This is a genomic window from Donghicola tyrosinivorans, from assembly GCF_003003355.1.
GTDB lineage: Bacteria > Pseudomonadota > Alphaproteobacteria > Rhodobacterales > Rhodobacteraceae > Donghicola > Donghicola tyrosinivorans.
In genome coordinates this window covers 329562-351739 of record NZ_PVTQ01000003.1, presented here as the reverse complement: position 1 = coordinate 351739, position 22178 = coordinate 329562, and the positions used below count along the sequence as shown (strand labels likewise).

At 57.9% G+C, this 22178-nt stretch carries 25 protein-coding genes; 10 read left to right on the top strand and 15 right to left on the bottom strand.

All coding sequences use genetic code 11. The annotated features are described in order from the left end of the window. Positions 1–19: 19 nt before the first annotated feature. The 4 genes from nusA to pip form a co-directional block, all read right to left on the bottom strand. Entirely contained in the window at positions 20–1645 is a 1626-nt protein-coding gene (gene nusA / locus CLV74_RS06510; protein ID WP_106263420.1) for a transcription termination factor NusA, read from the bottom strand. A gap of 1 nt (position 1646) precedes the next feature. Beyond that, positions 1647–2234 carry a ribosome maturation factor RimP gene (gene rimP, locus CLV74_RS06505; RefSeq protein WP_106263419.1) on the bottom strand — a complete coding sequence of 196 codons (588 nt, stop codon included), beginning with the start codon at positions 2232–2234 and terminating at the stop codon, positions 1647–1649. 132 nt (positions 2235–2366) lie between these two features. Beyond that, on the bottom strand, positions 2367–3377 hold the full coding sequence (locus tag CLV74_RS06500; protein ID WP_106263418.1) for an SDR family NAD(P)-dependent oxidoreductase: 1011 nt from the start codon (positions 3375–3377) through the stop codon (positions 2367–2369). A gap of 50 nt (positions 3378–3427) precedes the next feature. Further along, on the bottom strand, positions 3428–4411 hold the full coding sequence (gene pip, locus CLV74_RS06495) for a prolyl aminopeptidase (protein WP_106263417.1): 984 nt from the start codon (positions 4409–4411) through the stop codon (positions 3428–3430). A gap of 70 nt (positions 4412–4481) precedes the next feature. On the opposite strand from pip, the gene ubiG reads away from it, so the two are divergent. Further along, positions 4482–5225 carry a bifunctional 2-polyprenyl-6-hydroxyphenol methylase/3-demethylubiquinol 3-O-methyltransferase UbiG gene (ubiG, locus tag CLV74_RS06490; protein ID WP_106263416.1) on the top strand — a complete coding sequence of 248 codons (744 nt, stop codon included), beginning with the start codon at positions 4482–4484 and terminating at the stop codon, positions 5223–5225. A gap of 135 nt (positions 5226–5360) precedes the next feature. Here ubiG and CLV74_RS06485 read toward each other — a convergent pair whose 3' ends face one another. From CLV74_RS06485 to CLV74_RS06470, 4 genes are read right to left on the bottom strand one after another with little or no spacing between them, the layout of a single operon-like run. Beyond that, the gene (locus CLV74_RS06485; protein WP_211299010.1) at positions 5361–5816 is read right to left on the bottom strand and encodes a MarR family winged helix-turn-helix transcriptional regulator; all 456 of its coding nucleotides are present in this window, start codon (positions 5814–5816) and stop codon (positions 5361–5363) included. A gap of 24 nt (positions 5817–5840) precedes the next feature. Then, positions 5841–6671, bottom strand: a complete 831-nt coding sequence (locus tag CLV74_RS06480) for a carbon-nitrogen hydrolase family protein (protein WP_106263415.1) — start codon at positions 6669–6671, stop codon at positions 5841–5843. Then, complete coding sequence (grxC, locus tag CLV74_RS06475; protein WP_106263517.1) at positions 6668–6928, bottom strand: glutaredoxin 3; 261 nt, start codon at positions 6926–6928, stop codon at positions 6668–6670. Before grxC ends, CLV74_RS06480 begins: the two co-directional genes overlap by 4 nt. Before the next feature lie 34 nt (positions 6929–6962). Next, positions 6963–7706 (bottom strand): ComF family protein, encoded by a 744-nt coding sequence (locus CLV74_RS06470; RefSeq protein ID WP_425430967.1) that lies wholly within the window; start codon positions 7704–7706, stop codon positions 6963–6965. Between CLV74_RS06470 and CLV74_RS06465 the strand changes: the two genes are divergently transcribed. Together CLV74_RS06465 and hemH are read left to right on the top strand one after the other, a co-directional pair. After that, positions 7707–8528 carry a methyltransferase domain-containing protein gene (locus CLV74_RS06465; protein ID WP_106263414.1) on the top strand — a complete coding sequence of 274 codons (822 nt, stop codon included), beginning with the start codon at positions 7707–7709 and terminating at the stop codon, positions 8526–8528. It abuts the gene before it with no gap. 58 nt (positions 8529–8586) lie between these two features. Then, complete coding sequence (hemH, locus tag CLV74_RS06460) at positions 8587–9648, top strand: ferrochelatase (RefSeq protein ID WP_106263413.1); 1062 nt, start codon at positions 8587–8589, stop codon at positions 9646–9648. Positions 9649–9835: 187 nt separating this feature from the next. Here the strand turns inward: hemH and CLV74_RS06455 are convergent, their stop codons facing one another. Next, complete coding sequence (locus CLV74_RS06455) at positions 9836–10021, bottom strand: hypothetical protein (RefSeq protein WP_106263412.1); 186 nt, start codon at positions 10019–10021, stop codon at positions 9836–9838. A gap of 145 nt (positions 10022–10166) precedes the next feature. Beyond that, the gene (locus tag CLV74_RS06450) at positions 10167–10775 is read right to left on the bottom strand and encodes a L,D-transpeptidase (protein ID WP_106263411.1); all 609 of its coding nucleotides are present in this window, start codon (positions 10773–10775) and stop codon (positions 10167–10169) included. A gap of 169 nt (positions 10776–10944) precedes the next feature. Between CLV74_RS06450 and dalA the strand changes: the two genes are divergently transcribed. Continuing rightward, the gene (gene dalA, locus CLV74_RS06445; protein WP_106263410.1) at positions 10945–11484 is read left to right on the top strand and encodes a divisome-associated lipoprotein DalA; all 540 of its coding nucleotides are present in this window, start codon (positions 10945–10947) and stop codon (positions 11482–11484) included. Between the two features lie 65 nt (positions 11485–11549). Here the strand turns inward: dalA and CLV74_RS06440 are convergent, their stop codons facing one another. Further along, the gene (locus CLV74_RS06440; protein WP_106263409.1) at positions 11550–11921 is read right to left on the bottom strand and encodes a winged helix-turn-helix transcriptional regulator; all 372 of its coding nucleotides are present in this window, start codon (positions 11919–11921) and stop codon (positions 11550–11552) included. 131 nt (positions 11922–12052) lie between these two features. Between CLV74_RS06440 and CLV74_RS06435 the strand changes: the two genes are divergently transcribed. Then, positions 12053–12604, top strand: coding sequence for a flavodoxin family protein (locus CLV74_RS06435; RefSeq protein WP_106263408.1), 552 nt, complete (start codon positions 12053–12055; stop codon positions 12602–12604). Positions 12605–12647: 43 nt separating this feature from the next. Here the strand turns inward: CLV74_RS06435 and CLV74_RS06430 are convergent, their stop codons facing one another. The 3 genes from CLV74_RS06430 to CLV74_RS06420 all read right to left on the bottom strand — a co-directional run bounded on the left by CLV74_RS06430 (position 12648) and on the right by CLV74_RS06420 (position 15267). Continuing rightward, positions 12648–13142: a L,D-transpeptidase family protein gene (locus tag CLV74_RS06430; RefSeq protein WP_106263407.1), complete on the bottom strand. Its 495-nt coding sequence runs from the start codon at positions 13140–13142 to the stop codon at positions 12648–12650. 95 nt (positions 13143–13237) lie between these two features. Then, complete coding sequence (locus CLV74_RS06425) at positions 13238–14011, bottom strand: ion transporter (RefSeq protein ID WP_106263406.1); 774 nt, start codon at positions 14009–14011, stop codon at positions 13238–13240. 38 nt (positions 14012–14049) lie between these two features. Beyond that, complete coding sequence (locus CLV74_RS06420; protein WP_106263405.1) at positions 14050–15267, bottom strand: class I SAM-dependent RNA methyltransferase; 1218 nt, start codon at positions 15265–15267, stop codon at positions 14050–14052. A 190-nt stretch (positions 15268–15457) separates the two neighbouring features. Between CLV74_RS06420 and CLV74_RS06415 the strand changes: the two genes are divergently transcribed. Both CLV74_RS06415 and CLV74_RS06410 read left to right on the top strand, forming a co-directional pair. Beyond that, positions 15458–16624: a tyrosine-type recombinase/integrase gene (locus CLV74_RS06415; protein ID WP_106263404.1), complete on the top strand. Its 1167-nt coding sequence runs from the start codon at positions 15458–15460 to the stop codon at positions 16622–16624. 64 nt (positions 16625–16688) lie between these two features. Then, entirely contained in the window at positions 16689–16868 is a 180-nt protein-coding gene (locus CLV74_RS06410; protein ID WP_106263403.1) for a helix-turn-helix transcriptional regulator, read from the top strand. A 63-nt stretch (positions 16869–16931) separates the two neighbouring features. Here the strand turns inward: CLV74_RS06410 and CLV74_RS06405 are convergent, their stop codons facing one another. Then, entirely contained in the window at positions 16932–17492 is a 561-nt protein-coding gene (locus tag CLV74_RS06405) for a metallophosphoesterase (RefSeq protein ID WP_106263402.1), read from the bottom strand. A 394-nt stretch (positions 17493–17886) separates the two neighbouring features. On the opposite strand from CLV74_RS06405, the gene CLV74_RS06400 reads away from it, so the two are divergent. From CLV74_RS06400 to CLV74_RS06390, 3 genes are read left to right on the top strand one after another with little or no spacing between them, the layout of a single operon-like run. Then, entirely contained in the window at positions 17887–19755 is a 1869-nt protein-coding gene (locus CLV74_RS06400) for an AAA family ATPase (protein ID WP_170107995.1), read from the top strand. After that, entirely contained in the window at positions 19756–20640 is an 885-nt protein-coding gene (locus tag CLV74_RS06395) for a sensor histidine kinase (protein ID WP_106263400.1), read from the top strand. Next, positions 20621–22048, top strand: a complete 1428-nt coding sequence (locus CLV74_RS06390) for a phosphotransferase (RefSeq protein WP_106263399.1) — start codon at positions 20621–20623, stop codon at positions 22046–22048. The genes CLV74_RS06395 and CLV74_RS06390 overlap by 20 nt, the downstream gene beginning before the upstream one ends. Positions 22049–22178: the final 130 nt, after the last annotated feature.

Sequence of the window (22178 nt, the reverse complement as noted above, 5' to 3'; positions counted from 1 at the left end):
TTCACTCCTGACGAAGAAATTATTCTTCGTTTTCCTCTACTTCGGCGTCGTCGCCTTCTTCGCCTTCGGCACTGTCACCGATCAGCTCTTCAGGATCGACCCAACCCAGCATGACGCGAGCGGTCATCACCAGATCCTGCGCTTCGGCAAGGCTTACATCGAATTTTTCCAGAATGCCGTCGTCCTTGACGCGCTGGCCGTCCTGAGTGGTCCAGCCGCCAGCCAGTTCCCAGTCCGCGCAAGTGGCAAAGTCTTCCAGCGTCAGAACGCCGTCATTTGCCAGTGCTTCCACCATTTGGGGGCTGAGGCCTTCGAATTCAATAAGGTCTTCGCCAACACCCAATGCGCGGGCTGCTTCCAGCGCCTTGGCGTTCTGTGCGTCCAGATAGTCGCGGGCACGGGCCTGCAGTTCTTCGGCGGTGCCTTCGTCCACACCGTCGATGACCAGCAGTTCGTCCACTTCGACGTAGGCCACTTCTTCCAGATTCGCGAATCCTTCCGAGACGAGCAGCTGAGCGAAGAATTCGTCCAGATCCAGCGTGTCCATGAACAGCTTGGTGCGCTCTTCGAATTCTTTCTGGCGGCGGGCCGAATCATCGCTTTCGGTCATGATATCGATATCCAGACCGGTCAGCTGGCTGGCCAGACGCACGTTCTGACCGCGGCGACCGATGGCCAGCGACAGCTGTTCGTCGGGAACCACAACCTCAATACGCTCGGCGTCTTCGTCCAGAACCACCTTGCTGACTTCTGCGGGCTGCAGCGCGTTCACAAGGAAGGTCGGCATATCTTCGTTCCACGGGATGATGTCGATCTTTTCACCCTGCAGTTCGTTCACAACCGCCTGAACGCGGCTACCGCGCATACCAACGCAGGCGCCCACGGGATCGATCGAGCCGTCGTTGCTGACAACCGCGATCTTCGCGCGCGAACCGGGGTCACGGGCCACAGCTTTGATTTCGATGATGCCGTCGTAGATCTCGGGCACTTCCATCTTGAACAGTTCTGCCATGAAGTCGGGCGCGGTGCGCGACAGGAAGATCTGCGGGCCACGGGCTTCGCGGCGCACGTCCTTGATGAAGCAGCGTACGCGGTCATTCGGGCGATAGGCTTCGCGGCCGATCTTTTCGTTGCGGCGCAGAACACCTTCGCCACGGCCGATATCGACGATGACGTTGCCGTATTCTTCACGCTTCACGACGCCATTGATGATGGTGCCTTTGCGATCCTTGAATTCGTCGTACTGACGGTCACGCTCTGCTTCGCGGACCTTCTGCAGGATCACCTGCTTGGCCGACTGCGCAGCAATACGGCCCAGTTCCACAGCGGGAACTTCGTCGATGATCTCATCACCAACCTGAGGGTCCGACTTGTACTGTTTGGCCTGCTTGACGGTCAACTCTGCCTGATAGTTCTCCAGCAGATCATCCTCAACCACGGTGCGGACGCGGGTGAAGGTGGCGCGACCGGTCTTGCGGTCGATCTTCACGCGGATGTCCATTTCGCTGCCGTAGCGCGACTTGGCGGCACGAGCCAGCGACTCTTCCATCGCCTCGACGACCAGACCGGGGTCGATCATCTTTTCGCGGGCCACAGCCTCTGCGGTTTGCAGCAGTTCCAGCTGGTTTGCAGATGTAATTGCCATCTCAGTTCTCCTCAGAGCCGGACTCGGCCGTATTGTCTTCTTCGATGAGATCAAATTCATTTTCGTCCACGACGCCAGCGGCCTTACGCGCACGCAGCATGTCGCGGATCAACTCGTCAGTCAGAACCAGCTTGGCATCGCTCAGCCAGTCGAACTTGAGGCCAATGGTGCCCTCGGTGATCGTAATCAACACTTCGTCGTCTTCGACACCGGCCAGCTGGCCCTTGAAACGGCGGCGACCATCGATCAGCTCGCTTGTTTCAAGCTTGGCCTCATAGCCGTTGTAGTTGTCAAAGTCCTTCAGGCGGGTCAGCGGACGGTCGATACCGGGACTGGAGACCTCAAGCGTGTAGGCCTCAACAATCGGATCTTCTACGTCCAGCACCGCCGAAACCGCAGTCGAGATATCGGCGCAGTCATCCACTTCGATACCGCCATCGGGCTTGTCCGCCATGATCTGCAGCACGGGCTGGTTGCCCCCCTGCAGACGGATGCGGACCAGTTCAAAGCCCATATCTTCGATCACAGGGCTGACGATTTCGGCCATGCGACGGTCGATCGCGGTCTTTGCAATCAGGTCATTGGTCATAAGAACGTGCCTCCGGGCACAAAAAAACGGGCGCGCGGCCCGTCGATCTTTCCCGGTGGAACGTTTGTTCAACGCGCCGCTGTTGGCGTGGATATACGCCCCCTTGTGTAAAATTGCAAGGGGGCGTGATTCTCAGGTGTAGAATTCGCGATACCAGTCCACGAAACGCTTCACGCCTTCCTTGACGGGGGTGCTTGGCGCATAGCCGGTCAGGCTGCTCAGCAAGCTGGTATCAGCCCAAGTCGCAGGCACGTCGCCTGCCTGCATCGGCATGAAATTCTTTTTCGCTTCAATGCCTAAGGCGTCTTCCAGCGCCTCAATGAAGTCTAAAAGCTGCACGGGCGAGGCGTTACCGATGTTCACAACACGATAGGGCGCGACCGGCGACAGGCTGTCGCCTTCGGCAATATCGGCCTCAGACGCGGGACGCTGCGGCACGGCGTCGATCAGCAGGCGAATCCCCTGCACCAAATCGTCGATGTAGCTGAAGTCCCGCATCATCTTGCCGTGGTTATAAATGTCGATCGGATCGCCGTTCAGCATCGCTTTGGTGAACTTGAACAGCGCCATATCGGGACGGCCCCACGGACCGTAAACGGTAAAGAACCGGAACATGGTGACGGGCATGTCGTAGAGATGGGCATAGGAATGCGCCATCGATTCGTTCGCCTTCTTCGTCGCCGCATAGAAGGACATCTGGTGGTCGGCCTTCACGGTCTCGACATAAGGCATCTTGCTGTTCGCCCCGTAGGCCGAGCTGGTCGAGGCCATCAGCAAATGGCTGCAAGGCGTCGCGCGCACGGCCTCAAGCAGATTGAAAACGCCGATCAGGTTCGCCTCAACATAGGCTTGCGGGTTGTCGATCGAATAGCGCACGCCCGCTTGGCCCGCGAGGTGGACGATCACGTCCGGCTTTTCGTCCCCGATCAACTGGTGCAGCACGCCGGGGGTCTCCAGCTTGGCACGGACGGGGGTGAATTCAGGAGACTGGCGCAGAATCTGTTCGCGCCCTTCTTTTAGAGCCACATCGTAATAATCGTTGTGGCTATCAAAACCGATGACCTTAAAGCCATCCTGCAACAAACGCTGGCTCAGATGGAAACCGATGAACCCTGCCGAGCCTGTAATCAGCGCCTTTTTCATACCATACCTCCGGTTTTGCCCCGCTTGGGTGGGCTATCGAAGGCATCAAGTCAATGCGTGAAGACCTGCCTCAGACGGGTATTGTGCAGGTTGTCCATGATGCGAACCAGTTCTGCTGTAATTCCAGGTTCTGAAAGCGCGTGCCCCGAATTGGGGATCATCCGAAGATCGCACCCCTTGTCCGGCCACGCCTTGGACAGATTATAGGCGCTGACGGGCGGGCAGATCATATCGTAGCGCCCTTGCACAATTGTGCCGTTAATCCCCTTCAGACGGTGGATATCCCGCAGGATTTGCCCGTCTTCCTCAAGGAAGCCGTGGTTGATGAAATAGTGATTCTCAAGCCGCGCAAAGGTCCGCGCATAATCTGCAGGCACATCGAACCCCGAAGCCCCGTTCGAGTTGATAGCCGCCAGCGCATTCTCCCACGCGCACCACGCCCGCGCGAAGGTTAGCTGGACAGACATATCCCTGCCGAACAGACGCTTGTGATAGGCGCTGATTAAATCACCACGCTCTTCAACGGGGACCAGATCGACGAATTGTTTCCAGACATCAGGCCAGAAATGCCCCGCGCCGCCGCCATAGAACCAATCAAGTTCCGACTGGGTCATAAGGAAGACCCCACGGAGAACAAGGTGCAGGGCGACCTCGGGGTGGGTCTCGGCGTAGACCAGCGCCAGCGTTGCGCCCCAGCTGCCGCCGAACAGCACCCAGCGGCGGATGCCCAGTGTCTTGCGGATCAACTCTGCGTCGCGGATCAGATCCCATGTGGTGTTGTTTTCCACACTGGCCAGCGGCGTGGACCGTCCGCAGCCGCGCTGATCGAACAGCACAACACGGTAGACTGCGGGATCGAAATAGCGGCGCATGGCAGGGCTGGTACCACCACCGGGACCGCCGTGCAGAACCACAACGGGGATGCCGTCGGGGTTGCCGCATTGCTCCACATAAACCTTGTGGCCATTCCCGACATCCAGCATCCGCTGGTCAAAGGGGGTGGTGCTTGGATATAGGAACTGGGCTGCGCGCATTTGGACCAAGAATTTTCTTTTCTAAAGACTATATGAAGCGTAGCGCCCAAAAGACCACAGGGAGATCAGAATGCAAGCGCAGCTGTCCACCGTTGACGACCACGAAGTGGCAAAATTCGAGGCAATGGCCGCCGAATGGTGGGATCCGAACGGCAAATTCAAGCCGCTCCATATGCTGAACCCCTGCCGGCTGGAGTATATCACCCGCCAGATCGCAGGCGAATTCGGTCTGGATCGCAGCGCCGCAAAGCCCTTTGCCGGTCTGCGCCTGCTGGATATCGGCTGCGGCGGCGGTCTTTTGTCCGAGCCCATGGCGCGTCTTGGCGCCACCGTGGTCGGCGCCGATGCAGCCGAGCGCAACATCCCCGTCGCACAGGTCCATGCAGAACAGTCGGGCCTAGAGATCGACTATCGCCACACCACCGCCGAAGCCTTGGCCGCAGCGGGCGAGCAATTCGATGTGGTTCTGAACATGGAAGTGGTCGAGCATGTGGCCGACCCGCAAGCCTATCTGGATGCCTGCCAGCAGCTGCTGAAACCGGGCGGTTTGATGCTATGTTCAACCATCAACCGCAACCCCAAGAGCTTTGCCATGGCGATTGTCGGCGCTGAATACGTCATGCGCTGGCTGCCCAAAGGCACCCATGAGTGGCACAAGTTCATCACCCCCGACGAGCTATGCGCAATGATCACCAAAGCAGGGCTGGAGCCGGTGGACCGGACGGGCTTTGTCTTTAACCCCGTAGGGTGGAGCTGGCGTCTGTCGGACCGCGATCTGAGTGTGAACTACGTCACCGCAAGTGTGAAACGCTGAGCCTCTGGGTACACGACATGACGTGAGTATTTGGGCAATAAGGAAGCCCGAAGTACGTGTACGCCGGTCGCGCCCTTTGGCAGACCGGCGTTTTATTGAGTAATTGTTTCAAGAAGAAGCAGGCAGCGCCGGTTTTCAGGATGTGCCCGGTTCGTCTTCAAGGCGCAGGCGCAATTCACGCAATGTCGGCAAGGCGGCGCGGACTTTTTCATCACCCAAGGCGCTGACAACTTCGTGGATCATCGGGGTGATCGCCTCAAGCGCAAGATCGCGGGCCCGTTTGCCAGCGGGGCTGATATTCACCAGTTTGCGGCGGGCATCGTCCCAATCGGGGCGGATATGCACGTAACCCGCCCATTCCAGACGGTTCAGCGTATTGGTCATCGCGCCGCGCGTGACGTGAAAGCTTTTGGCCAGTTGTGCGGGTGTGCGTTCCTCGCCTGAGAAGGCAAGGTGGTTGAGCACCGAGAAATGCGAAATCTCCATGCCTTTGGGCAGAACCTTCGACAGACGGTTCCGCGCCAACTGGTCTACGGTCAGGATTTCGCTGAACAGGGTGACTGCCAGCGCGCTGTTCTTGTCAATTGCCATCGGCTCTTTCGACTATCGGACTCGTTACAGCCCCTGGTAAGGGCGGTCATGTTGCAGTGCAGCAATACGTTTGCGCGTTTGTGCCACCGCAGTGAGGTCCAGATCAATATAGAGTATTGTCGGGGCCGCGCCTGCCTGAGTAACAATATTACCCCATGGATCCACCACAAGGCTATGCCCCCACGTCTTTCGGGGCGCATTCGTCGCGGTTGGATGGGTGCCGCATTGGGCCGGTGCCAGCACATATGCCCCGCATTCTATGGCTCTGGCACGCAAAAGCGTTTCCCAATGGGCCGCGCCCGTGACCGGTGAAAAGGCTGATGGCACCGTCAGGATCTGGGCGCCTGCTTTTGCCAGATCGCGGAAGAGATGGGGGAAGCGGACGTCATAACAAATCGCCATGCCGATCGCGCCGAAAGGGGTTTGGGCCAGAACGGCACGGTCACCGGGGCGGTAGCCAGCTGATTCGCGGTAGGTTTCCGTTTCCGAGACCTCAACGTCGAACATGTGGATCTTGTCGTAGGTGGCTTTGATCTGCCCTTCGGGATCGATCAGGAAAGACCGGTTGGCAAAGCGCCCGTCCGCGTCATGGGTCTTGAGCGCCAACGACCCGATCAACAGCCAGATCCCGTGCCGCTTTGCCTGCGCCCGAAGGCCCGCAAGGGTGATATCGTCGTCCTGATGCTGCAACACCTGCACCTGATGCTGGCGCGAGGACGACACGCAGTTCGTCACCTCGGGCGTCAGGACAAAACCTGCGCCGTTCTGGACCGCCTCTTCGATCAGCGGGCCCAGCATGGCCAGATTCGCCTGAGGATCGTCAGACGAGGTGATCTGCAGCAGCGCGGCCTTCATGCGTCAGCCAGCATCGGGTCCAGCTTGCCCGCACGATCCAGAGCGTAAAGATCATCGCAGCCGCCCACGTGGGTCTCGCCGATGAAAATCTGCGGAACCGTGTGACTGCCATGGGCGCGGTCCATCATCTCGGACCGGCGTTCGGGGTGTTGAAGCACGTCGATCTCGGTGAAAGTCACGCCTTTCTGGGTCAAAAGGCGCTTGGCCGCGTGGCAATAGCCGCAAAGAGGCGAGGTGTAGATTTCGACAGGCTGCATCAGATACTCCATTCTTGGAATGCATCATGACGATTTAGAGCGCCTGCGCAACGCGTGCTAACGTCAGCACGTCAACCGAATGCACATCTGCGTGTTCCAGCGCCTGAGTGCAGGCGGAAAGCGTGGCACCAGAGGTCATCACATCATCCATCACGATCACCGCACGCCCCTTCAATGCAGCGGCACGACGAGGGTTCAGACGGATCGCATCTGCAACGGTCTGAAAACGCGTCTCGCGTTCCATCTCTTCCATCGGAGGCGTGACGATCGGCCGCTCAAGCGCATCGGGGATGTGCAGGTGTCCCGACAGTTGCCCCAAAGCGCCTGCCAGCAGTGCCGCCTGATTGTACCGTCGCCGCAAAAGGCGCTGGCGATGCAGGGGGACCGGTACCAGAACGGCCCCCTCTTGCAGCAGATCGCGCCCTGCGGCCCGCAGCAACGGCGCCATGCCCCGCGCAACGTCGGTCCTATCCCCGTGCTTCAAAGCCAGCACCATCTGCCGTGCGCGCCCCTCATAGACCAGCGCGGCCCGCCCCCGCCCCCATGGACGCGCCACCTGCAAACAGGCATCACAATGCTCAAGCTGGTCGCTATGACCGGGCAAGGGCACGCCGCAACAGTCACAAATCAGGCCGCCGATCACATGGGTATCCCGCCGACAGGGTCCGCAAAGGGCGAAATCGCTTTCGACCATTTCACCACACCCCAGACATCGGGCTGGAAACATAACCCGAAGCGCTGTTTGAATTGTCCCCAACACCAGACTAGAACCTGACATATGCAAAATCCCGCACCCCTCACCGATACTGGCGCCCGCGCCCGAAACCTGCTCCGCGCCGCTCGCGATCCCCTGCTGTTCCTGCAAGAGGCCGCTGCAGACGACCTGCAGGATCGCCTCGCTTTGGTTAACAGAACGTTTACGGATGTGGCCGTGATCAGCCCTTGGGCACAGCTATGGCAGGACCGCCTACCCCAAGCTCAGGTCATCCCGCCCCAAGATACCCTGCCCCTACAGGAGCAAAGCCGCGATCTGGTGATCCACGCCCTGAACCTGCATTGGGCCAATGATCCGGTGGGACAGCTGATTCAGGCCCGCCGCGCCCTGCGCCCCGACGGCCTGCTGGTGGCGACCCTGTTCGGCGGCCAAACCCTGCACGAGTTGCGCGCCTGTCTGGCAGAGGCCGAATCCCGCATCACAGGCGGCCTCAGCCCCCGTGTGCTGCCCATGGGCGACATCCGCGACCTTGGGGGCCTTTTGCAGCGCTCCGGCCTTGCCCTGCCCGTCAGCGACACATGGCGCGTCACCGTGCGCTATGACCACCCGTTCAAGCTGATGCAGGAACTGCGCATGATGGGCGAAGGCAATGCCCTGTCGGGTCGCCTCAAGCACCCCACACGGCCCAGTGTGCTGACCGAGGCCGCCAGCCTCTACCAAGAGGGCTTCTCGGACCCCGACGGTCGCATCCGCGCAACCTTCGAGATTTGCGTGCTGACCGGTTGGGCGCCCGCCGACAGCCAGCCCCAACCCCTGCGCCCCGGCAGCGCCAGTGCCCGCCTCGCCGAGGCCCTGAAAACCACCGAAACAAAATTACCCGATTGACCACGGGACTTCCGCCCTATTTCCACTGGAAACAAGAAACCTGATTGGAACGAATACCATGCTGGACGCCAAGACCCCCGCTCAATGCCCTGCTCATGCGCCCAAAGACCATCCCAAGGTCGCGCAACCCAAAGTAGGCATCCTGCTGGCCAACCTCGGCACGCCCGATGGCACCGACTACTGGTCCATGCGCCGCTACCTGAATGAATTCCTGTCGGACCGCCGCGTCATCGACTATTCGCCCTTCTTCTGGCAGCCCCTGCTGCAACTGGTGATCCTATCCACCCGCCCCAGCAAATCGGGCGCGGCCTACGCCTCGATCTGGAACAAAGAGGCGGACGAATCGCCCCTGATGACCATCACCAAAGACCAGACCGCGGCCATCAAAGCCGACCTCACCGCAGAATACGGTGACAACGTCATGGTCGAATTCTGCATGCGCTACGGCAACCCCTCCACCCAATCAGTGGTCCGCAAGATGGTCGAGGCAGGCTGCCAAAAGATCCTGTTCTTCCCGCTCTACCCTCAATACGCAGGTGCCACCTCGGCCACCGCGAATGACCAGTTCTTCCGCGCGCTGATGAAAGAAAAATGGCAGCCCACTGCGCGCGTGGTCGATCCCTACTTTGACCACCCCCTCTACATCGAGGCACTGGCCCAATCCATCGAGACCGCCTACGGAAAACTGGATAAAAAACCCGACGTGCTGGTCTGCTCCTACCACGGCCTGCCGAAACGCTATCTGGTGAAAGAGGGCGACCCCTATCACTGCCAGTGCCAGAAAACCACGCGCCTCCTGAAAGAGCGCCTCGGCTGGCAGGACACCGAAATCACCACCACCTTCCAGTCCCGCTTCGGCCCCGAAGAATGGCTGCAGCCCTATACGGTCGAAGAGGTCGCGCGTCTGGCCGAAGCCGGCAAAAAGAACATCGCCGTCTGCGCCCCCGCCTTCTCGGCGGACTGCATCGAAACACTGGAAGAGATCAACGAAGAGATCAAAGAGGCCTTTGAACACGCAGGCGGTGAAGACTTCACCTACATCCCCTGCCTCAACGACGATCCGGCCCACATCAAGGCCCTTACCTCGGTGATCCGCGAAAACCTCGGCGGCTGGCTCTAAGCCTCCGCCTTTTCATCTTGGTGAAAATACCTCGGGGTGTGAATTGGCCCCAAAGGGGACAAGAGAGGGGCAGCGCCCCTCTTTTTCTTTGCCCGCCCCCAAAGTGCAGGGCAAATCCGATGCAGCAGGCAGAAAAAAAGGCGGTAGGAAACCCACCGCCTTTTTTAATTTTATAGAACTTCGAAGATTAGTTCGAAGCAGCAGCAGCCAGAACGGCGATCAGGATCAGGGGAACAACCAGACCTGCCGACGACGACGAGGTGGTGGTTTCTTCCACGATGACCGGTGCTTCGATTACGGGCTCAGCCATCGAGCCAGCGAAAGCAGTCGAAGCGGTGGTTGCCAGTGCGGCTGCCAGAACGAGTTTCTTCATAGTATCCTCCAGTATAAGCCTGTCATCCATATCTGAGGATGATGACAGGCACCCAAGACTTACCTCGTAGGATTTTCTAAACAGCAATTTTTGCCAATTGCAAACCTAACTTGTGGGGCCTTTCAACGAGTTCGTGCCGATGTCGTCAAATTAGCAACACTTGAGTGCCGACCTTGGTCAGACTGAAAAGTTCCGCAATGTGTTGGTTGTATAAACCGATGCATCCGTTCGACGAACGGCGCCCGATTTTGCGGGTGTCGTGGGTGCCGTGGATTCGGTAATAGGTCCAGCTCAGGTACAATGCGTGGGTTCCCAGAGGGTTATCTGGACCCGCAGGCACAAAGTCGGGCCATTCGGGGTTGCGCTCTTTCATCGACGGGGTCGGCGACCATGTCGGGCCATCCACCTTCTGAACGATCTCGGTACGGCCGCGACGGGTCAGATCATCGGTCAGCGGAACGCTGGTCGGGTAAAGTTTATATATGCTCTGGTCTTCTGACCAAAAATGCAGCGCACGGCTGTCGATATCCACCAGCACAGCCCCATTGGCGGTGCTGCTGAAATAGGGTCGCCAGTCCAGCGTGCGGAAGCTCGAGATATTCCGGCGCACGCCGCTCTCGACGCGGCTTTCCATCTCGGTCGTGCCAAGCCCTGCGGGCGCAGCAGTCTGCGCGATTGCAGGTGCTGCAAGCAGCGCCGCGCCGCTTGCAAGGAACCCCCGGCGGGATAAAGAATATAACTTGCGGCCTGTCATTGGTAACCTCCGGCTCAACCCGAAATTAGGTATAGTTGGCCATATATCTATGGTGCAAAAGCCTCAGTCGCAATTCAAACACACGTCAGTGAAGGCGAATACCCGCTGTGTGGGTTTGAATCGCAACTCTGACAGGGGTATGCCGTATGAAACAATCTATGGGGCGTCTATGATCCGCTTTATCCCTTTGCTCATCGTTTTCTGTACGGCTCTGGCTGCCTGTAGTCCGGCCCCTGCCCCCGTGCATCTTGGGCCCGATGGCAAACCGCTGCCGAAACTTTACCGGATCTCGCCGTCTGATGCGGGCCGAATCGAGTACAACGTGCTCGATTCCGTGAACGCCTTGCGCTACGCGGCCGGTCGCAACTCGCTGACGCTGAACGCACAACTGAACGCGGCCGCAGCGACCCATTCGCGGGATATGTCGATCCAGAACCGCCCGTGGCACTTCGGCTCTGACGGCTCGTCGCCGATCGACCGTGTGCGGCGCGTCGGCTACCAGAATCATCTGGTGGGCGAGCTGATCTCGGAAACCTACGAGACCGAGCTTGAGACATTGGGCGCATGGGCCGAAGATCCCGTCACCCGTACCGTTCTGATGTCCCGCGAAGCGACCGAGATGGGCTTTGCCTGGCACCAAGAATCGAACGGCAAGATTTGGTGGACTATGGTTCTTGGCGCACCGGCCAATTACACCGACGTTCGCTAACACCAGAAACCGCTTTTCTGTAAGCAAAAGCCCGCCAGACCGGATGTCTGGCGGGCTTTTTCGTGTCAGCCATCTTTGGCAGGATCAGGAAAGCCGGTGTCCATCCGCCAGCCCTCAGCCACCCATGATCGGCTGACCCCCGCAATCTGATCCAGCGTTGCCCGTAACTCGACTGCTCGGTCTGTCAGACTGTAAGTCACTTGCGGCGGCACGGTCGGCTCATAATGGCGGCTGACCAGCCCTGCGTTTTCCAGAGCCTTCAGCCGTTCTGTCAGCACCTTGGGCGAGACACCCGGAATCAGCCGCACCAGCGCGTTGAACCTCTGCGGCCCCATGTCCTGCAAGCGCCACAGGATATACAGCGTCCAGCGCCCGGACAGCAGCCGCAAGACCTGCTCGACCGCGCAGCCAGAGTGTGCCGGCACCCCATCCTTCATCACATCTCTCCTCAACGCCGCAAAAATCGCGCCTTTGGCAAATAAATCCCTTTAGTTACCAAATGGTACCTACTTACTAAAAGAAATCAACCTGCCTAGCTTGCCTTCATATCCAACTGAAGGAGGCATCCATGACCACAATCGAGATCGTTTTCACCTCTGGCTACGGCCACACCATCAAACAGGCCCAAGCCATCGCGGCAGGCGCAGGCAATACCGCCCGCCTCTGGCAAATCGACGAGAACGGAGACCTGCCCGAAGACGGCTGGCAGGCACTGGACCACGCAGGCGCCATCATCTTTGGCAGCCCCACCTACATGGGCGCACCCATGTGGCAGTTCAAACGCTTCGCCGACGCCTCGTCCAAACGCTGGATGACCCAAAGCTGGTCCGACAAGCTGATGGGAGGCTTCACCAACTCGGCCTCGACCAACGGGGACAAGGGCACCACGATGCTCTATCTGGCAACCCTTGCAGCGCAGCACGGCGGGCTGTGGGTCAGTCTGGGGCAGATGCCCGCGAACGCTATGGACAGCACCCCGCAGGACACCAACTGGAATGGCGGATCACTGGGGCCGCTAGCCACGTCGCCCTCTGACAGCAGCCCTGACCAAGGCCCCCGCGAAGGCGATCTGACCAGCGCCCGCGCCTACGGGGCCAGAATCGCCCGCCTACTGTCCTGAGCCCAAAAAACAAAGCCCGCCAGAGGGCGGGCTTTTCCCCATCTCAGGGGTTGATCATGATCGGCGTGCCGTCTTTGACCATGGCGTAGATGTCTTCGATCTCGCTATCGGTGACTGCAATACAGCCCCACGTCCAATCCTTGCGCCGCCAACCACGAGAATTGCCGTGGATAAAGATATCCCCCCCCGGGCTTAGCCCCGACGCTTTGGCAAAGGCCACGTCATTGGCATTGGGATAGCTGATCCCGATCGACAGATGGAACTTGCTGTTCGGGTTCCGGCGGTCGATGAAGTACATCCCCTCCGGCGTTTTTCCATCCCCTTGGAACCGCTTGCCGCCCTTGGGCATCCACCCCAGCGCGATCTTATAGTCCTTCAGCACCTGTCCGTTGTGCAGCAGGTACATCTTGCGTGCACCCTTGTTCACCACAACCTGCGTGACCTCAGGGCCGTTGTAAGTTTTGAATTTCGATCCGCCCGCACATGCAGCAACCAGCGCCACCAGCGCCATTGCCACAACCAGCCGTATAATCTGCATATGCCTGTTGCCCTTATTCGTAAGCTTGCGGCGCACATACATCATTTAACCGCAGGGTTGTAGCGCCCCAAATGGGAACCTTCGGGAAAATGTGATCAGCGATGCTCCAGCCGTTTCAGAGCCTCTTCGATCCGGCGCAAGCGGTCAGTCACATCATCCCGATAACTGTTGGTATCCTGCAGTTTCTCTTGCGAATGTGCGTCCTGCATAGAGTTCACGATCAAGCCTACCAAAAGGTTCACAACCGCAAAGGTGGTCAAAAGGATAAAGGGGACGAAAAACACCCACGCATAGGGATAAACCTCCATCACGGGGCGGACGATTCCCATCGACCAGCTTTCCAATGTCATGATCTGGAACAGGGAATAGGCACTGCGCCCCATGGTGCCGAACCACTGGGGGAAGGTCTCGCCAAAGACGGTCGTCGCGATGACCGAGCCGATGTAGAACAGGATCGCCATCAGGAAAAAGACGCTGCCCATTCCCGGCAGGGCCGAGACCAGCCCCTCGACCACCCGTCGCAGGCGCGGCGCGACCGAGATCACCCGCAGCACCCGCAAAATCCGCAGGGCCCGAAGCGCCGAGACCGAATGCCCCCCCGGCACCAAGGCCGCCGCCACGATCACCGTGTCAAAGATATGCCAGCCGTTGCAGAAAAAACGCCAGCCGTAGGCATAAAGCTTCAGCAATATCTCAAGGACAAAAATGCTCAGACACAGCGCATCCAGAAACCTGATCAACCCGCCCGCCTGCGCCATCACGGTGACCGAGGTCTCAAGCCCCAGAATAACCGCATTGAACAGGATAACCCCGATGATCGAATTGCGCACAAGCGGCCTTTGTAGCCAGAGGATCAGATGATCGCGCATAGTGCCTTTGCCCTTGTTTTTATGCCTCTTTGACCGCGTCACTCTTTCCGGAACGCGGCCGCCAGTTCCACATGGGTAGACCAACGGAACTGGTCAACCACCAAAACGTTTTCCAGCCGGTATCCGCTCTTTACCAGAACGGCTGCATCACGGGCGAATGTTACGGGGTTGCAGCTGACATAGGCCAGAACAGGCACTTTTGACGCGGCAATCTCTGCCACCTGCGCCTGCGCACCGGCCCGAGGCGGGTCCAGAACCACCGCATCCATCTTGGCCATGTCGGCCGCCATCACGGGGTTGCGGAACAAATCCCGCACCTCTCCGCGCAGTTTCTTCAACCCTTTGGCATGACGCCAGCCATGATCCATGGCCTTGATCATCTCGGGCACACCTTCCAGCGCCCAAACCTCGGCCTTCCGCGCCAGCGGCAGGGAAAAGGTGCCGGCACCGGCGAACAGATCCATCACATGGGCCGCATCACCGACGGTTTCTAATACCGCCGTCCGCAAGGCCACTTCGCCGTGCTTGGTCGCCTGCAAGAAAGACCCGGGCGGCGGGGCAACAGCAATGCCGTCAAACTCCTGCTCGGGCGGCAAGCGCAACGCCACAGTCTCATCGCCCCACGCAAGACGCGCCAGCTTCTGCTCTTCCGCAAACGGCCCCAGCAAAGCCCGCAGCGGCCCGTCCAAGGGCTTGCCCCCCGCAACCGACATATCCAATCCGTGGCGGGTCAAGGTCACCGTCACGCTCAGCTCGCCCTTGCGGCTACCGCCCAGCTTGACCAACTCGGCCACAATGGGACGCGCATCCAGCAAAGCGGGCTCCAGCAAGGTGCAGCCGTCAATCTCGACAATCTGGTCCGAGCCCCGCACATGGAACCCAACCTGCGCCCCCGCCTTGGTCCGCCGCGCGGAAAACACCGCGCGCCGCCGCGCATTCGCGGGCGAGGTCGCAATCCCCGAAATCGAAGCCTCCAGACCCTGCGCCTCCAGCGCCGTGCGCACCACTTGAACCTTCCAGTCCGCCACAAACCCGTCTGCCGCATGCTGCAAAGAACAGCCGCCGCAACGCTTGTAGCGCGGACAGGGCGCCTTCACCCGAACGTCACTGGGCTCGACAATCTTCGGGGCAACCATCACGTCGCCCTCGATCTCGCCTTCCACACGCTCGCCCGGCAGGGTCATGGGCACATAGATCGGACCGGCGGCGATCCCGTCTCCGTGCAAACCCAGTCGCTCGATCACTACTTCTGGCATGGGCGCGGCTCCTTCATCTTGGCAAAAATACCCCCGCCGGAGCGGTACCCTGCATGTGTCATGAGGGCGCATGCAGGGTCAATTGTCTTAAATCTTCTAGAAACTTCAAACTGTTAAGCTCTCGTCATGTCTCGCGTTGTCTCAGGGCATCGCAGCAAAAAATGTATATATTTAGGGAGCTTAACAATACATGACTCATTACTACAGACTAAAGCCACAACAGCTGAAAACTCTGGCCAAGGGTAGACATTGCGACGGCCAAGGCCTTTACTTCAATGCCAGAGGAGAAGGACGCGGCCAATGGGAATTTCGCTTTAAACTTTGGGGCGTGGAGCATTGGACTGGCCTTGGTGGGTATCCAGCGATTGGCCTGAAAGATGCGCGGGAACGCGCAGAGGCTGCTCGGAAGGCAGTCGCGAACGGCGATAACCCGATCAAAATGAAGCGGCGGGAAAAGGCGCTGCTTAACGTTGAAAACGGATCGCTCGCGGTGCTGGTCGAGAAAACGCATAACTCCCTTCGAGCGGAACTGAAACACGGTGATCCGACGAACAAGTGGTCTTCTCCGCTGCGCACGCATGTCCTGCCGAAGCTAGGCTCAACGCCAATCATGAAGATCGATGCGCATGATCTGGCCCAGTGCCTGCAGTCAGCTTGGAAGAATACTCCTGAGTCCGGTCGCAAATCTTTGAACTGTCTTCGAAAGGTTTATAAGTACGCCTTCGCACATGGGTTCGATGTCGACATCAGTGACATCGAGAAGGCTGAAACACCGCTCGGACCCCGACCGAAATCGCAGAAGCATATGCCTGCCATGCATTGGAAGGACGTTCCTGAGTTTTATAGCAGCCTGAACGACATTTCGATTGATCACCTGGCCCTGCGTCTGTTGATCCTGACCGGATTGCGGACCGATCCGATCCGTCACTTACGACTGGAGCAGATTGAAGGTGATGTTTGGACCGTGCCGGAAGAGCACGTGAAGGGTCGCGTGGGGCACGCAAAAACTTTCCGTTTACCGTTGGGTCCAGAAGCTCTGGCCGTTATCAAATTGGCGAAATGCCATGAGTGGAATGGCTTCTTGTTTCCCAATTCGAAGGGCAAAGCACTGGACCGCATGGCCCTGATCACGCTGATGAAAGGGTTCCGGATCACAGCGCGCCCCCACGGGTTCCGGTCAGCTTTGCGCACTTGGATTTCTGAGGCCACCGATACGGCTGACGAAGTCGCTGAGGCTTGCATCGGGCACTTCGAGGCCAACAAGGTAGTAAAGGCTTATAAGCGAACGGACTTCTTTGAGAAGCGTGTGCCGATCATGATGGACTGGGAAAAATACGTGATCAGCAGTAAAAGTTAAAAAGTGTAAACGCCGTTTTAATGATCCTCTGGTATCCATGTTTCCATAGCCCAAGGGAAATAACATGGAAGATAGATTTATCAGATGTAACCAAGTCGAAGAACTGACCGGCCAGAGCCGCTCCACAATCTACCGGAAGATCGCAAATGACGAGTTTCCGAAACCCATCAAAACCAGCGCGCGCGCAAGCCGCTGGCGGTTAAGCGAGATCAACGCATGGATGGAAAGCCTTCCACGACTTTAGACCACTAAGCAGGCCGAGTGCACATCGCTCGGCCTGTTTCCTTTGACGGATATGCTTCGCCAATCACCTCGATCTCGGCTCTACATCGTCCCAATGTTTGTTTTTCGGCAATGTCTTGGCGCGTCGCGCGATGTCGTTGAAAGACACGGGCATAAAATCCCAAACATCCATACCCACATTGACCGAGTTATTCGAGCCTCTCCAATTGTTGTGGACATGGCCAAACAGTTGCAGCGCCCCTTTGCGCGCTTGGTTCCATGTGATCATCGGGTAGTGGCAAAGAGTGTTTGCCTGTCCATTCGGGCCATCGGGCAGTTCGACCAGATGCGACACGGAGGCCCAAGGCAACTGAAGTGTTGGCCCAAGATCGTGATTGCCGATGATAAGGTGCTTCTCAGCGCCTGGCAGTTGTAGAAAGATGCTTTCTAAATACGCTGGGTCTTTGGCTTTTGCTCCGAAGGCAAAGTCGCCCAGGATCCACATTTGATCCTCTGGCCCCACTACCTTCCACATATTTTCAATCAGAGCCGCGTCCATCTGCGTGACCGTGCTAAAGGGCCGTTTACAGTGGGAGAGGATGTTCTCGTGTCCGAAGTGAGTATCGGCAGTGTACCAGATTGTCATCGGCTAAAGCCCCGAGATTAGATCACAAGCGTCTACTACCAAAATGGGAGTGTCTAAGCTAGCTAAGATTTCGGCCCTTTGCCGACCTTCACGTCTGGCACGGCGCATGACCTGTCCCAGCCCCTTTCCGACCACAGACGACGGAGCGGAGGTCGCAGGGGCACGCGCGATCGGTATGCGAAGTAAACTTTCGGCAATGCCGAGGAGCCTTGGCGGTGCATCTTCCATAAATTTCAACCAAACTGCCTCCTCAAGCTCGAAATCGCGGGATGGACCGAGCGTTATTCTATGAGGCAAAGGCGCGTCTGTCAGGGTAGACAATTAGCAAAGCGGGAGTCCAAGAAGGATTCGGAAGCAAGAATTGACGGCGTTCTCTGGCATGTCGCAGGGGGCGATGCGCACCGTGACCCGGAAGGAAAAAAGCGTGGATATTGAACGGCTACAAATAGAGGGCGGCTTTCTCGACGGCTTCGACGTAAAATTTTCCGATGGCCTCAATGTCCTGATCGGTGCTCGCGGAACAGGCAAAACGTCAGTCATCGAACTGATTCGGTTCGCCCTAGGGGCGCGCAATCACACTTCGGAGGCAAGCGAACGGTCAGAGGAGCATGCTGAAGCAGTTCTAGCAGACGGCGCAGTTTCGATATCACTGGGTGACCTGTTGGAAACAGTTACGGTCACGCGGGCGGCTGGCGAGGAGCTGCCACAAGCCAGCGGTTACTACCAGAAGCCGCTCGTTTTCTCACAGACAGAGATTGAGAATCTGGGGCTTAGCGAAGGTGGCAGGCTGCGCTTGCTAGACGGATTTGTCAGCGAAGGGGCGAAGCTTGTATCTGATGAGGCATCTGCGGTTGCGGGCATTCGCTCCATCTTCAAAGAGATTGCGGCCGCAGAGGCTGATCGCTCAAATCTCGCACATGGCCTTGATGCGGTTGGTGCGCTCAAAGAAAAGATTAAAGTGCTGAAGGAAGAAGCCGTCAAGCATCAGGCGTTGTCTGCTGATTTGGAGGGAAAGCAAAAACAGCTTGCCGCAGTCACAGAAACCATCTCGGCTACTGCGGTCCGCGAGGGGGTTCTCGAACGCTTCGTGGAACCCACACAGAAATGGGCGGATTTGCTTTCTGGACTTGCCGAAGATGATTTTGGCGTAGAGGAATGGGATCCGTTTGACGGCGATGATCCCCTCTCCGAGGTCCGTCCAACCTATGTGAAACTGGTTGCCGAAGCCAGGGCGCTCGCGCAGCGTTTCGACACTCTCGCGGTTAAAGCAATGAGTGATCGCGAGACTTTGGCGAAAGCGAGGATCGCAGACGAGAACAAGGCGCGCAGTATCCGGTCGGAAGTCGAACAGTCGGTCGCCGGCGCTGGTACTGTCTCCCGTCAGCTGACGCAGGCGCAGACTGAATTAGCGCAGCTGATGTCCCGCCGTAAAATCGTGGAAGAGCGAGATCACCGGCTGACGCTGCTACGTACCCGTAGGGACGAGCGGATCAAGCTGCTCGATACTGTGCGTGCGGAACGCTTTTCCCGTCGGGTCGCTGTCGCAAAATCTCTCAGCGAGGCACTCTCGCCTCAGATTCAAGTGACAGTCGAGCGCTACGGTCAATATGCCGAATACAGCAAGGCGTTAACCGAAGCGTTGCGGGGCAGCGGGATGCGCTATACTGACCTTGTCACTAGTATAACGCAAAGCGTTAGTCCTCAGGAATTGGTTCGATTTATCGATTCGAACGATTTCGTCAGCCTATCCGAAATCGCGTCGATTGCGCAGGATCGCGCTGCCCGGCTGCTCGGGCATTTGCGCGAAAACGGCGCTGCCGATATAGTCGTGGCCAGTATTGAAGACAATGTCCGTATGTCGCTTCTGGACGGCTTGGATTATAAGGATGTGGAGAACTTGTCTGCTGGTCAGCGATGCACAGTAATCCTATCGATAGTTCTGCAACATACGTCGCGGACGCTTATCATTGACCAGCCCGAAGACCATCTTGATAACGCCTATATAGCAACGACTGTGATCAAGGCGATCCGCAATCGCAAGGCGCATGGCCAGCTCATCATCTCGACCCACAACGCCAATATTCCGGTGTTGGGCGGTGCCGACTTGGTGGTCGAGATGACATCGGACGGGCGCAACGGTTACGTCCAGATCTGTGAGCAGCTGACCAATCCAAACGCGGTGAACGCGATTACCAATGTTATGGAGGGTGGACGTGAGGCTTTTGCTAACCGCGCTGCTTTCTATGGCGAGCACGAGCTTTGAATGTTGCGTGAGGAAGCGCTCGCTGCGCTCACTTCCCTGGACGCCGACGAGCGCCTGAAGGCGGCAAGATTCTTCGCGATGAGTGCAGTCGGGAGCGATCGCCGTAAACTTCGAGCGGCGCTCAAGAAGGAAACTGTGCCCTGGATCAAGCGTGCGCTTGAGAGGTCGTTGAGCCGCGCAGCGCCAGTGGTGGAAGCGATACCACCGTCAGATCCGCCCACTAAGATACTAGCCGAACTCAGGGCTGAAGCGATCGACGAAGTGGCGAGTACTATCATACATGAACTTGCGACACTGGTTGCACGGCTGCGCATCCGCGCACCAATCGAGGTCAAGGACTATCCTGCGAGCGACACGAAAACCCTCGTAGATTCGCTTGCGGGCCTATTAGCTGGCATACGCAACATCAAGACGGCCGTTGGCAAGCCGGAATATTTTGAGACCGACATCGCGGCGGAATGCCGCGAAGCGTGTGCGATCTTTGAAGAGGCCGCGGAAGCAATCCGGTTTGCTGGCCAATCGCCATTCCTCGCCGAGATCGATCCCGGACTTTTTAAGCTCGCGCTGACGAATTTGGTGCGCAACGCTGTCGAAGCAACCAGTGCAGCCAACGAAGGAGACGCAGTGATTACGCTTAACTGGGGCAGAGCAGGACACGAATTGTGGGTCGCAGTGATCGACAATGGTCCAGGCTTTGATCACGACCCATCATCGCTAGTCGATTTAGGCCAAAGCACTAAAGAAGCGCATATAGGTTTCGGTCTCGCGACTGCAAAGCAGGCGATGCAGGCTATGGAAGGTGACATCTACCCGTCAAATGCCTCCGGGGGGGGCGCTCGGGTTGAATTGAGATGGTTTGGGGCACATGAAAATACTGTTCGTTGAAGACCATGACGGGTTCGCCCGTGATCTGGAACCCGTTCTACGCCAAACTCCCGGCGTTGATAACGTTTTGCGTGTCATTGACAGAGAGAGCGCCGAAACAGCGCTACGCGACGAGCAGATCGACTTGGTCATCCTCGACCTCTCGATCCCGCCGAACAGCACGGTGAATTCGCCCAATCCCGAACACGGTCAAGCGCTCTTCCACGCGGCGCGCGAACTGCTTCCGGGAACGCCGATCTTTATTCTCACCGGCGCGGAGGTCGAAAAATTCAGCCGCGGTCTAGCTCGGTTCGGCAACCAAGTGAAACTCTGGGGCGATAGTAAAGAGATTGAAACCGTAAGTTTCTTTCTGAAGGAGGAGGTCGATGACCTCCTCCTTCGGGTCCGCGCCGTCGCAGAAGTCTTCGTTAAAATGAACTCTATAGCCATCAACACGCGCGGCAGAGATTTAGGCTTGATGCCGATTCAGAACCAGATGCTCAAAAGCTTTGCGAATTTAGCTGACGGCGTAGCTTGCGATGTTAGCTTGCTGAGCGGTGGTCTCTCTGATGCGAAGGTTGTCAAGGTTGCCGCAATGGATAAAGGACGCAGGCCGCAAGCCCTGTGTGCAGGCAAACTTGGCTCAGCAAGTGTTATCCGGTCCGAAATTGAAGCTTATGAAAAGCATGCGCGCAAGCTCGGCATTGGTGCCTGCCCTCAACTCTACTGCGCAGTCGATGTCGGTGTCGGCATGCATGGAGCAATCTTCTACACGCTGACCGATGACGACACGGCACCATTGTTTGATCGATTGAAGGCGGATCCTTCGATCGGGCCTGCAGTGGTCGAACGGGTTCGAAGCGGATTGATACGTTGGTCCGAGGCTGCCATCGCTGACATGGTGACGGTGGCAGACATTCGCCGCCGCTTGATTGGCGATGACGAAGCCGCCGCGATCGAGGCAAAATTCGATCTTGGGCAGTTGCGCGAGGTCGAAGAACGGACCATCCAAGCGTCTCAGAGTTGCATCCATGGCGATCTTCACTGCGGCAACGTCCTCGTGAAAAGCGATTGCAATGCGGTCCTGATCGATTTTGGCGATGCTGGTCCAGGCTTCACCTCAATCGATCCCATTGCTCTTGAGCTCAGTCTCGTCTTTCATCCGGATTCGGTAAAACTTGGCTTGGATGAAGGGCTGTTAAGCAATCTTGATGCTTGGTCAAATTTGGACGAATTCGTGCAAGACCATACTCTTAAGCCGATGATTGTGGCATGCCGGAATTGGGCGCATGACGTCGGCGGAGGTGACCAATCGGTGATTGCTTCGGCTTACGCGTATGCGTACCGCCAGCTCAAATATGACACGGTCGATCCGGGAATCACGCTGGCTTTCGTCGCGAAACTCTCAGAGCGGCTGGCAAGGGCGTAACGTAATGCCAAGTGCTCGCTCCGCGCAGCCAACCGACGAAAATCATGCAGATGCCTATACCGCCAAAGGCTGAGAGAGCTTGACGATGAAGGCACCCGGAGAGGAGAGAGATCGGCGACCGTTCTGGTGC

Bases quoted from the DNA above. Each gene is read 5' to 3' on its own strand.
- CLV74_RS06470 (WP_425430967.1), bottom strand. From the start codon at position 7,706: ATGTCAGGTTCTAGTCTGGTGTTGGGGACAATTCAAACAGCGCTTCGG.
- pip (WP_106263417.1), bottom strand. From the start codon at position 4,411: ATGCGCGCAGCCCAGTTCCTATATCCAAGCACCACCCCCTTTGACCAG.
- CLV74_RS06410 (WP_106263403.1), top strand. From the start codon at position 16,689: ATGGAAGATAGATTTATCAGATGTAACCAAGTCGAAGAACTGACCGGC.
- CLV74_RS06435 (WP_106263408.1), top strand. From the start codon at position 12,053: ATGACCACAATCGAGATCGTTTTCACCTCTGGCTACGGCCACACCATC.
- CLV74_RS06405 (WP_106263402.1), bottom strand. From the start codon at position 17,492: ATGACAATCTGGTACACTGCCGATACTCACTTCGGACACGAGAACATC.
- ubiG (WP_106263416.1), top strand. From the start codon at position 4,482: ATGCAAGCGCAGCTGTCCACCGTTGACGACCACGAAGTGGCAAAATTC.
- grxC (WP_106263517.1), bottom strand. From the start codon at position 6,928: ATGCAGCCTGTCGAAATCTACACCTCGCCTCTTTGCGGCTATTGCCAC.
- CLV74_RS06415 (WP_106263404.1), top strand. From the start codon at position 15,458: ATGACTCATTACTACAGACTAAAGCCACAACAGCTGAAAACTCTGGCC.
- CLV74_RS06390 (WP_106263399.1), top strand. From the start codon at position 20,621: ATGAAAATACTGTTCGTTGAAGACCATGACGGGTTCGCCCGTGATCTG.
- CLV74_RS06400 (WP_170107995.1), top strand. From the start codon at position 17,887: ATGCGCACCGTGACCCGGAAGGAAAAAAGCGTGGATATTGAACGGCTA.
- CLV74_RS06485 (WP_211299010.1), bottom strand. From the start codon at position 5,816: ATGGCAATTGACAAGAACAGCGCGCTGGCAGTCACCCTGTTCAGCGAA.
- CLV74_RS06480 (WP_106263415.1), bottom strand. From the start codon at position 6,671: ATGAAGGCCGCGCTGCTGCAGATCACCTCGTCTGACGATCCTCAGGCG.
- CLV74_RS06425 (WP_106263406.1), bottom strand. From the start codon at position 14,011: ATGCGCGATCATCTGATCCTCTGGCTACAAAGGCCGCTTGTGCGCAAT.
- hemH (WP_106263413.1), top strand. From the start codon at position 8,587: ATGCTGGACGCCAAGACCCCCGCTCAATGCCCTGCTCATGCGCCCAAA.
- CLV74_RS06465 (WP_106263414.1), top strand. From the start codon at position 7,707: ATGCAAAATCCCGCACCCCTCACCGATACTGGCGCCCGCGCCCGAAAC.
- CLV74_RS06455 (WP_106263412.1), bottom strand. From the start codon at position 10,021: ATGAAGAAACTCGTTCTGGCAGCCGCACTGGCAACCACCGCTTCGACT.
- dalA (WP_106263410.1), top strand. From the start codon at position 10,945: ATGATCCGCTTTATCCCTTTGCTCATCGTTTTCTGTACGGCTCTGGCT.
- CLV74_RS06420 (WP_106263405.1), bottom strand. From the start codon at position 15,267: ATGCCAGAAGTAGTGATCGAGCGACTGGGTTTGCACGGAGACGGGATC.
- nusA (WP_106263420.1), bottom strand. From the start codon at position 1,645: ATGGCAATTACATCTGCAAACCAGCTGGAACTGCTGCAAACCGCAGAG.
- CLV74_RS06450 (WP_106263411.1), bottom strand. From the start codon at position 10,775: ATGACAGGCCGCAAGTTATATTCTTTATCCCGCCGGGGGTTCCTTGCA.
- CLV74_RS06395 (WP_106263400.1), top strand. From the start codon at position 19,756: ATGTTGCGTGAGGAAGCGCTCGCTGCGCTCACTTCCCTGGACGCCGAC.
- rimP (WP_106263419.1), bottom strand. From the start codon at position 2,234: ATGACCAATGACCTGATTGCAAAGACCGCGATCGACCGTCGCATGGCC.
- CLV74_RS06500 (WP_106263418.1), bottom strand. From the start codon at position 3,377: ATGAAAAAGGCGCTGATTACAGGCTCGGCAGGGTTCATCGGTTTCCAT.
- CLV74_RS06440 (WP_106263409.1), bottom strand. From the start codon at position 11,921: ATGAAGGATGGGGTGCCGGCACACTCTGGCTGCGCGGTCGAGCAGGTC.
- CLV74_RS06430 (WP_106263407.1), bottom strand. From the start codon at position 13,142: ATGCAGATTATACGGCTGGTTGTGGCAATGGCGCTGGTGGCGCTGGTT.